11 protein-coding genes are annotated in these 8791 nt (G+C 59.8%); 6 read left to right on the top strand and 5 right to left on the bottom strand.

Translation table 11 applies throughout. The features are described from left to right. The coding region (locus tag BM062_RS26105) for a transposase (RefSeq protein ID WP_254785244.1) at nucleotides 1-277 on the top strand (277 nt) is incomplete at its 5' end. A gap of 109 nt (nucleotides 278-386) precedes the next feature. On the opposite strand, the gene BM062_RS24655 is transcribed toward BM062_RS26105, so the two are convergent. Both BM062_RS24655 and BM062_RS24650 read right to left on the bottom strand, forming a co-directional pair. Then, a complete protein-coding gene (locus BM062_RS24655) occupies nucleotides 387-2765 on the bottom strand; it encodes a TonB-dependent receptor (RefSeq protein WP_254785243.1) in 2379 nt (792 codons plus the stop codon). Between the two features lie 147 nt (nucleotides 2766-2912). After that, nucleotides 2913-3248, bottom strand: coding sequence for a hypothetical protein (locus tag BM062_RS24650; RefSeq protein ID WP_092402329.1), 336 nt, complete (start codon nucleotides 3246-3248; stop codon nucleotides 2913-2915). A gap of 374 nt (nucleotides 3249-3622) precedes the next feature. Between BM062_RS24650 and BM062_RS24645 the strand changes: the two genes are divergently transcribed. Next, on the top strand, nucleotides 3623-4153 hold the full coding sequence (locus BM062_RS24645) for a PaaI family thioesterase (RefSeq protein WP_092402326.1): 531 nt from the start codon (nucleotides 3623-3625) through the stop codon (nucleotides 4151-4153). 18 nt (nucleotides 4154-4171) lie between these two features. Here BM062_RS24645 and BM062_RS24640 read toward each other — a convergent pair whose 3' ends face one another. Next, entirely contained in the window at nucleotides 4172-4960 is a 789-nt protein-coding gene (locus BM062_RS24640; RefSeq protein ID WP_092402323.1) for a hypothetical protein, read from the bottom strand. A gap of 8 nt (nucleotides 4961-4968) precedes the next feature. Further along, nucleotides 4969-5169, bottom strand: coding sequence for a hypothetical protein (locus BM062_RS24635; protein ID WP_092402320.1), 201 nt, complete (start codon nucleotides 5167-5169; stop codon nucleotides 4969-4971). A gap of 177 nt (nucleotides 5170-5346) precedes the next feature. On the opposite strand from BM062_RS24635, the gene BM062_RS24630 reads away from it, so the two are divergent. The 4 genes from BM062_RS24630 to BM062_RS24615 all read left to right on the top strand — a co-directional run bounded on the left by BM062_RS24630 (nucleotide 5347) and on the right by BM062_RS24615 (nucleotide 8626). Beyond that, the gene (locus BM062_RS24630; protein ID WP_175501156.1) at nucleotides 5347-6393 is read left to right on the top strand and encodes a methionine ABC transporter ATP-binding protein; all 1047 of its coding nucleotides are present in this window, start codon (nucleotides 5347-5349) and stop codon (nucleotides 6391-6393) included. Beyond that, nucleotides 6393-7052 (top strand): methionine ABC transporter permease, encoded by a 660-nt coding sequence (locus BM062_RS24625; RefSeq protein ID WP_092402332.1) that lies wholly within the window; start codon nucleotides 6393-6395, stop codon nucleotides 7050-7052. Before BM062_RS24630 ends, BM062_RS24625 begins: the two co-directional genes overlap by 1 nt. Nucleotides 7053-7117: 65 nt before the next feature. Continuing rightward, the gene (locus BM062_RS24620) at nucleotides 7118-7927 is read left to right on the top strand and encodes a MetQ/NlpA family ABC transporter substrate-binding protein (protein WP_092402317.1); all 810 of its coding nucleotides are present in this window, start codon (nucleotides 7118-7120) and stop codon (nucleotides 7925-7927) included. A gap of 120 nt (nucleotides 7928-8047) precedes the next feature. After that, entirely contained in the window at nucleotides 8048-8626 is a 579-nt protein-coding gene (locus BM062_RS24615) for an ATP-dependent Clp protease proteolytic subunit (protein WP_092402314.1), read from the top strand. On the opposite strand, the gene BM062_RS25825 is transcribed toward BM062_RS24615, so the two are convergent. Beyond that, a partial coding sequence (locus BM062_RS25825) for a hypothetical protein (RefSeq protein ID WP_217647649.1) occupies nucleotides 8604-8791 on the bottom strand: 188 nt, incomplete at its 5' end. The genes BM062_RS24615 and BM062_RS25825 overlap by 23 nt on opposite strands.

Raw genomic sequence — 8791 nt, 5'->3', positions numbered from 1 at the left:
ATGGGGCAAGCGTATTTACGCGCGACGCAAGGAAACGGTGGAACGCAGCTTCGCCGACGCCAAGCAATTGCATGGTCATCGCTACGCAAAGATGCGTGGCTTGCGCAAGCTTGCCGAGCAATGTCTGCTGGGGGCTGCTTGCCAGAATATGAAGAAGATCGCGCTGCTGCTGGCGCGGCTTTTAGCTTCTTTAAACGTCCATTTCGACCGCACATACGCCTTGATGCGCCATTTCCTCTTGCATGACGCTTTCTTCTGCCGATCGCCTGTTTTTTAAGCCCACGCCTTAATTCGACCCACAAAAAATAAAACCCACCAAAAAATGGTGGGTTCGTCAGCAACCTGGAGGGAGCAAGCTCCCTCCTTTCCCGTAACTGCCGCGTATCTCAGAACGATTTCGTCAGGGCCAGGTAGAAAGCGCGGCGCTGGCCGAACTGCGGCGCGCCGACGCCGATGCCTGAGCCGTCGCGGATCTCATAGACTTTGTCGAACAGGTTGATCACGCTCAGGCGCGTGGTGAACTTGCCGATCGGGCTGTCGTTGAAGGTATGGCTGGCGCCGAGGTTGACTTCGGTATAGGCCGGCAAATGCTCGGTATTGGCGAAGCCGCTGCGCAAGCCGCTGCCGAACAGCGCGTCCGCCGTCAGCGTGGTGCCCTGCCACAGGTAGGAAACGCCGGTCGAAGCGGTAATGCTTTGATCGTGGTCCAGGTGCACCCAGTGGCTGGAGATATAGTTCAGTTCATCCTGGCCGAAGTTGTACTGGCTCGACACGATGTTCTTGCCCAGCGCGGTAGAGCGCGCCAGGTTCAGGTAGGCCGACAGGTTGTCCTTGCGGTAGTTCAGCGTCAGCTCCAGGCCGTACACCTTGCCCTGCGCATAGTTGAACGGCGTGTACAGCAAGGCCGAGCCGAACTGCCCTTCGTCCAGCATGTTCTTGACCTTCTTGTAGTAGCCGTCAAGCCCCACTGTCAGGTGCTGGGTCAGCTGGTGGTTGACGCCAAGGTCGTAATAGTCCGAGCTCTCGGCCTGCACGGAGTCGTTCTGGTTGTTGGCCGGGGCGTTGGTGGTGCCGTTGAAGCTGGCGATGGTGCTCGAGCCGATCAGTTCGCTGGCGGGCGGCGTGAAGTACCTGGCATAACCGGCATGGAAGGTGGTCCGCGGCGTCATCTGGTACACCACGCCGATGCGTGGACTAAACTGGCTGGCGCTGACATAGGCATTCACCCAGTCGGCACGGGCGCCGTAATTCACGGTCACTTTATCGTTCAGTTTCCATTCGTCCTGCAGGTATATGCCGGTCTGGTTGGTGGTCTTCCGGCTGCTGTCGGCCAGCGAGATCGGCTGCGTCGACAATTGCGCGCCGCTGTCGTCGGCGGGGAAAGTCAGCGAGTTGTCGCTGTTCTTCAAGTTCTCGCGGGTGTAGTTGATGCCGGCCCGTATCGTATGGCTGGCGTTCAAACGATAACTGCCGTCAGCCTGCAGGCCGTTCGCCAGGCCGGTACGCAATACGCGCGAGGCGACGCCGGTATACAGCAGGTCGCCGGCCTGGTCTGGCTCGAACAGCACTTTTGAATAACGGCTGAATGCGGCTACCTGGTAATCGATGTCGGAGCCGATTTTTCCTTGCAGTGCAAGGATGCCGTAGCGGTTGGTTTCGCGCTGCCGCTCGTTCAGGTTGGCCGAGGGAAAATCGGTCACGCCGTCCAGCTGGAAGCTTGGAGTCTGGCCAGCGCTGTTCGGTATCTGGAAACGGCCGTCCGAATTGCCCAGGATCAGGCTGACCCGGGTATCCGCATCCAGCAGATAAGAGAAATAACCGAAGGCCTTGTTCTGTAAAGTGCGGTCATGCAAGGCACTGGACGCGCCGGTAGGATTTTCGATGCCCAGGTTATTGGCTTCAAAAGAACCGTTGATGTAGTAGCTGAAAGTGTCGGTGCTGCCGCTGACGTCGCCGCTGACCTGGCGCGTATTGTTGCTGCCGACCTGCACGCCGATATTGCCGCCGTTCTGCAGTTCGCCGTTCTTGGTGTGGATATCCACCACGCCTGCGGTCCGGTAGCCGTATTGCGCCGGCAAGGCGCCGGTGAGGACGCTGACGCTGTCGACAAAGCGGGTGTCCAGGGTCTGGCCGAAGCCGGAGATGCTTTCCGGCAGGATGATGCCGTTCAGGCGGTATTGCAGGTTGGCGTGGTCGCCGCGCACATGCAGCTGGCCGAAGGAATCCTGCGCCACGCCGGGCGCGCGCAGCAGGACCTCGTTGAATGCCGTGTCTTCGCCTTGCGGCATGGCGGCGATCTCCTTGCGGCCGATGCGATAGATGCTGCTGCCGGTTTCCACCTGGATGCCGTTCCTGGCGCGGTCCAGGCGGTCGGCGGTGATCACCACCGCGTTGCCGGCCTCGACTGTGCCGCCCTGGCTGGCTTTCAAGGTGATGTCGGCAGTCGCGCCGTTCTCGTCGGCCACCGTCACCGTGCCGTTCTCAGACTGGAAGGAAGGCTTGCCGACACTGATGGCATAACTGCCGGGTGCGATGTCGCTAAAGACAAAATGTCCCTGCTGATCGCTCCTGGTGCTGCCGACCGCCTTGCCGGCCGCATCTTTCAGAGCGACCGTGGCGTCAGGCAAAGGATGGCCGAGCGCATCATGGATGGCGCCGCTGATTTGTTTGACGGTGGACTGCGCATAGGCCGCAGGAACAGCAAAACCATAAGCCAGCGCAATCAGGGCGCCTAGTTGTACTCGGCGCGACAAGCGTATTTTCATTCTCAAAACTCCAATAGGGGGAATAACCCCGCGGATAATCCGGCCGCCGGACCGCCATTTCCGAGGCGGCGGCAAACGCCGCAACGCAATAGAAAATGGCGCAGCCTCAGGGCTAGGTCAGAAACAAATAGGAACAAACAAGGAGGGTCAGCCGATGGAGATCGGCGGGGCTTGAGAATACGGAGTCAGGTAATGCTTCGGCGCCGGGACGAAGGCATACACCAGTTCGACGGCGTTGCGGTAGGCAAATACCAGGACTGGCGCCAGCACCGGCACCGGACTGGATGGGACAGGAGAAGGGAAATCGGCAGCCAGGTCGCAGCTGACGCAGTCGGATGAAATTTCGGCCAGGCTGTGATGGTGGAAAGCCATCCCGACCAGCTGCAGCACCAGGATAGTCAGCGCCAGCCATAACGCGAACTGCTGCAGGCGCAGCTTGAGGCGGCGCCTGGCGTGGAAATGCGGTTCGACGATCAGGCGCATGCAGCACCCGCGCAGCTGCCGGCTACGTCCGCTTCGGGCAAACGCGCACCGGCCGCGCATGCAAGGCACGGCGAAGACACGGCGAAGCTGGTTTGCTGACGATACATGCGGTTCGGCCTGGTTATGTCTCTGGTAAAAAATCAAAGACCTGAAGCTGCAAGTGTAATCGCGAACCGGCATCGCTTGCAAGGCAATTGCAACACAGTTGCACGGATTAAACCACATGTTACCTATCAGGCAAACCCAGGCGCGGCCAGGTCGCCTCATCGCCCGATGCCCGGCTAAAATCCCGCTTACAATCGATTGCCTTGGCCTGAACTTGCGCCGCGACGGCGGCAAGCCCAGCCCCTCATCAGCAACAAACAGGAGAACGAATGTCGAATCGAGAAGAAACCGTGGCGCAATGGCAGGCGCAGGACAAGGCCGTGCGCGCCAAACTGGCGGCGCCCGGCGTGGCTTCGCTGGAACAGCTCAAGCAATACAGCGGCGTTGAATTTTTACAAGCCATCCTGAGGGGCGAATTGCCGATCCCGCCGATTGCGCAAACGCTGGATTTCAACCTGATCGAAGCTGAATTCGGCCGCGTGGTGTTCCAGGGGACGCCGGCCATGCAGCATTACAACCCGATCGGCAGCGTGCATGGCGGCTACTTTTGCACCTTGCTCGATTCGGCGCTGGGATGCGCGGTGCAATCGGCCCTGGCCAAGGGCAGCGGCTACACCACGCTGGAACTGAAGGTCAACCTGATTCGCGCCCTGACCGACAAGACCGGGCCGGTGCGCGCCATCGGCAAGGTGATACAGGTCGGCGGCAGGGTCGGCGTGGCGGAGGCGAATATCGTCGATGCCGAAGGCAAGATCTACGCCCATGCGACCACTACCTGCCTGGTCTTTCCCCTGCCCTGAGAATGATGGCGGCGCCGGCTAACCTGCCGGCGCGCTTTCGCCGGCCGGCGTTTCTGCCGCAAGCTTGGCCAGCTTGATGTATTCGATGTTCAAGGTAATCGCTTCGCTATAGCGCAGCACGAAATAATCGCCGTCGACGCCATAGAAGCGCGCCAGGTCCTGCTCCACCGTGGCGTCCGTCTCTTTGTCCGCGACCAGCGGCCGCCGCATCACCTGCTGCAGGATGAGCCGGTCGAGGACGCCGTTGACATCGAAAAAATAATCCGTCAGGAGGCCGGTAAACAATACCGCCTGGCCGGCCACATTGACGATCGCCGATACGGCGATCAGGTCCGGGCGCCGCCCTTCTTCAAAATCGGCGCCGGTCAGCAGGTAATACCACGGCGCCTGGTTAAAGCGCAGCCAGGGCACAAACCAGCCGGCGCCGGAACGGTCCAGCCCGAAGCGGGTGATGAGCAGCCGGAACCCGTTCGGCACAACCCAGGCGCCCGCATACAGGGTCAGGAAATAAGCGCTGATCCAGGAAAATTCCAGGGCGATTCCATGGATCGCCCTGGACTGGCTGGCGGGATCGGAAGACAGCAGCTCCAGCAACAGCAGCGGCTGCAATACGCGTCCGAACAGGACGGCGGACAGCAACAGCCACAAGGAATGGAAAATGCAGTTCCACAGCACCGCCTCGGTGACAATCTGTCCAAACGGGGAATAATCAAACGAAGCGCGCTCTGCGCGCTTGAAGCGGGAACGGGCGATAAAACCGGGGAGCAACAGCAGGAAAACAATGAAAGCAGGCAGCGCTACGTTCATCGATGCGCTCAGGCGGCGCTAGGGACAACGGTGATGCGGTACTGGACGGTTCCCTCTTGCTCGGAATGCAAGCTGATCACGTTATCGGTCTCGACAGCAGCGGATAACGATGACTTGGAGTTCTTGCTGGCCAGGTAAGCGCGCAATTGCAGCGCAGCCCTCGGGTCGGCGAGAATCTTTTTGGCCAGTTCGCTTTGGAGTGCTTTCATAGTGTCTTTACTATGCCATAAAAAAACATCTCTTGCATGTTCCCTTCGCAACATCTTTACCAAACGCAAACGCAGCTTACCAACAGGTTTGTTATATATAAATAACGATATATAACTTTGGCGTATATAGGCTCGCTGATAAAATGGCAAGCCTGACTGAATTCGTGAAGCAAACCTGTGATCCGCATCGAGCACCTGCATAAAACCTATCCGCTGGAACGCAATGCCAAAACCGCCGGCACTCCCGTCGCCGCATTGTCCGACATCAACCTGCATATCAAGAAGGGTGAAATTTTCGGCATCATCGGCCGCTCCGGCGCCGGCAAAAGCACCCTGATCCGCACCCTCAACATGCTGGAACGCCCATCCGGCGGACAAGTGCTGATCGAGGGTGAAGACATCACCGCGCTGGACAACAGCGGCCTGCACCGGCTGCGCCAGCGCATCGGCATGATTTTCCAGCACTTCAACCTGCTCAACGCCAAGACCGTGGCGGCCAATATCGACTGGCCGCTGAAGATCACCGGCACATACACGCAGCAGGAACGCGCGGCCCGGGTCAGCGAACTGCTGGACCTGGTCGGGCTCAGCGAGCATCGCGACAAATATCCGGCGCAATTGTCCGGCGGCCAGAAACAGCGCGTCGGCATCGCCCGCGCCCTGGCCAATACGCCGCACCTGCTGCTGTGCGACGAAGCCACCTCGGCCCTCGATCCGGAAACCACCCAGGCGATCCTGCGCCTGCTGCTCGACATCAACCGCAAGCTGGGCCTGACCATCGTGCTGATCACGCACGAGATGCAGGTGATCCGCAACATCTGCGACCGGGTTGCGGTGATCGAGGCCGGCCGCATCGTCGAAAGCGGCGATGTGGCAGAGGTGTTCCTCCATCCGCAACATGCGGTGACGCAAAGCATGGTCGCCGAAAGCACGCCGTTTTCAGCCGAGACTGCATTGCTGCCGTCGACCGTGCCCGGCGCCAGCCAGCTGCGCGGACTGCTGGTGCGACTGACCTATGTCGGCGACATCACCTACCAGCCGATCCTGAGCAGCATCGCGGCCGCGACGCCGGCGCTGATCACCATCCTGCAAGGCACCATCGCCCGCATCAAGGACACGCCCTACGGCCAGCTGCTGGTGGAACTGCGCGGCGAACCGGCCGATGTAGCGCAAGTGTTCACCACGCTCGACCAGCACAACATTCGTCATGAGGTGCTCGCATGATGGATTTCTCACTCATCGACTGGGGCGACATCTGGCAAGCCACCTGGGAAACCCTGGCCATGACCGGCTTTTCCCTGCTGTTCACGATACTGCTCGGCCTGCCGCTCGGAATCCTGCTGTTCATCACAGGCAAGCGCCAGCTGCTGGAACAGCGCGGCGTCTACCGCGCACTGTCGCTGGTCGTCAACGTGCTGCGCTCGGTGCCGTTCCTGATCCTGCTGATCGTGATGATCCCGGTCACGGTGATCCTGGTCGGCACCTCGCTCGGCGTACAGGGCGCGATTCCGCCGCTGGTGCTGGGCACCGCGCCGTTCTTCGCGCGCCTGGTTGAAAACGTGCTGCGCGAAATCGACCGCGGCGTGGTGGAAGCCTGCCAGGCCATGGGCGCCAACAAGCGCCAGATCATCTTCGGCGCGCTGCTGCCGGAAGCCCTGCCCGGCCTGATCGCCGCCACCACCGTCACCGCGATCGCGTTGATGTCTTACGCCGCCATGTCGGGCGTGATCGGCGGCGGCGGCCTGGGCGACCTGGCGATCCGTTTCGGCTACCAGCGCTTCCAGACTGAAGTGATGGTCACGACCGTTGCCGTGCTGGTGGTGCTGGTGCAGGCGCTGCAGTTTTCCGGCGACCGCCTGGTGCAGCATTTCACGCGCAAATGATTTGTACATGTTTTTTTGCAGGTAATGCAGCAACGTTGTTTTTAAAATCCAAAATGGGAGTTTATATGTCACGCAAATTTTCACTGTCCCTGGGACTGGCCGCAGCCGTGTTCTCGACCTTCGGCCTGATCGCCGCCGCGCCGGCGCAAGCCGCCGACAAGCTGGTGATCGCCGCCACGCCGGTGCCGCATGCGGAAATCCTCGATTTCGTCAAACCGATCCTGGCCAAGGAAGGCGTCGACCTGCAGGTCAAGGTGTTCACCGACTATATCCAGCCGGCGGTGCAGACCAACGAGAAACGGGTCGACGGCAACTTTTTCCTGCACCAGCCTTACCTGAACGAATTCAAGAAGAGCCACAAGAACGATATCGAAGTAGTGATCACCAAGGTCCACGTCGAACCGTTCGCCGGTTATTCGACCAAATACAAGAAACTGGCCGACCTGCCGGACGGCGCCACGGTCGCCATCCCCAACGACCCGTCCAATTCCGGCCGCGCCTTGCTGCTGCTGTCGCGCCAGGGCCTGCTGAAACTGAAGGATCCGAGCAATATCTCTGCGACCCAGAAAGACATCATCGACAATCCCAAGCACCTGAAGTTCAAGGAACTGGAAGCGGCTACCTTGCCGCGCGTGCTGAACCAGGTCGACCTGGCCTTGATCAACACCAACTACGCGATTGAAGCCAAGCTCAATCCGGTCAAGGATTCGCTGTTCATCGAAGACGCCAATTCGCCTTACGCCAACCTGCTGGTTGCCCGTCCGGACAACAAGGACAGCGCCGCCGTCAAGAAACTGGCCGTAGCCTTGAATTCGCCGGAAGTGAAGAAATTCATCGAAGAGAAATACAAAGGCGCGGTGGTTCCGGCATTCTGATCGCCCGGATCGCTGCCAGGCAGCAATAACAAAAGAAGCCCTCGCGATTTGCGGGGGCTTTTTGGTTTACACTGGCTCTTTTGCGGTTAATGAACTCCCCCAACACCTTAGAGGCACATCATGGAAGAAAAAGTGGAACCCAATGCATCCCAGCGCGACGCCTTCCTCGAAGAAAAAGCGTTCAAGTCACGCACCGTACTGCTGTTCGGCCAGATCAACGACACCGTGGCGCGCGATGTCGTGCGCCAATTGATCGCTCTTTCGGGCGAATCCAAGGCGCCGATCAATTTCCTGGTCTGTTCGCCGGGCGGCCATGTGGAATCGGGCGATGTGATCCATGACGTGATCCGTTTCATCGACGCCCCGGTCAACATGATCGGCAGCGGCTGGGTCGGCAGCGCCGCAGTCAACGTTTTCCTGTCGGTGCCGAAAGAACGCCGCTTCTGCCTGCAGAATACGCGCTTCCTGATCCACCAGCCGAGCGGCGGCGTCGGCGGCCAGGCTTCCGATATCGCCATCCAGGCGCGCGAGATCATCCGCGTGCGCGAAAGGATCGGCGCCTTGATCGCCAAGGAAACCGGGCAGGACCCGAAAAAAGTCATGGCCGATATCGACCGCGATTTCTGGATGTCGGCGCCGGAAGCGATAGAGTATGGCCTGGTGTCCAAATCCATCGTCAGCGCCAAGGAAGTTTCATAAGCCAAGGTTGCGGCCGGCCGCAACCGGCTTGAAATAACAGGCGAAAAAAAAGGGGCGAATGATATTCGCCCCAGGTTGCTGACAAAGCCTTCCGAAATTGGAAGGCTTTTTCTATAATGGGGCATGCTAAAAATCCCTGCACCGTACCAGCACGAACTGGAGATG

Origin of the sequence: Collimonas sp. OK412 (genome assembly GCF_900112135.1) — a bacterium.
Classification (GTDB): Bacteria; Pseudomonadota; Gammaproteobacteria; order Burkholderiales; family Burkholderiaceae_D; genus Collimonas; species Collimonas rhizosphaerae.
The sequence above is the reverse complement of the archived record's forward strand: the minus strand, read 5'-3'. Positions and strand labels throughout refer to the sequence as shown.

Excerpts from the sequence above, each read along its gene's own strand:
- BM062_RS24615 (WP_092402314.1), top strand. The coding sequence starts at position 8,048 with ATGGAAGAAAAAGTGGAACCCAATGCATCCCAGCGCGACGCCTTCCTC.
- BM062_RS24640 (WP_092402323.1), bottom strand. The coding sequence starts at position 4,960 with ATGAACGTAGCGCTGCCTGCTTTCATTGTTTTCCTGCTGTTGCTCCCC.
- BM062_RS24655 (WP_254785243.1), bottom strand. The coding sequence starts at position 2,765 with ATGAAAATACGCTTGTCGCGCCGAGTACAACTAGGCGCCCTGATTGCG.
- BM062_RS24620 (WP_092402317.1), top strand. The coding sequence starts at position 7,118 with ATGTCACGCAAATTTTCACTGTCCCTGGGACTGGCCGCAGCCGTGTTC.
- BM062_RS24645 (WP_092402326.1), top strand. The coding sequence starts at position 3,623 with ATGTCGAATCGAGAAGAAACCGTGGCGCAATGGCAGGCGCAGGACAAG.
- BM062_RS24625 (WP_092402332.1), top strand. The coding sequence starts at position 6,393 with ATGGATTTCTCACTCATCGACTGGGGCGACATCTGGCAAGCCACCTGG.
- BM062_RS24650 (WP_092402329.1), bottom strand. The coding sequence starts at position 3,248 with ATGCGCCTGATCGTCGAACCGCATTTCCACGCCAGGCGCCGCCTCAAG.
- BM062_RS24635 (WP_092402320.1), bottom strand. The coding sequence starts at position 5,169 with ATGAAAGCACTCCAAAGCGAACTGGCCAAAAAGATTCTCGCCGACCCG.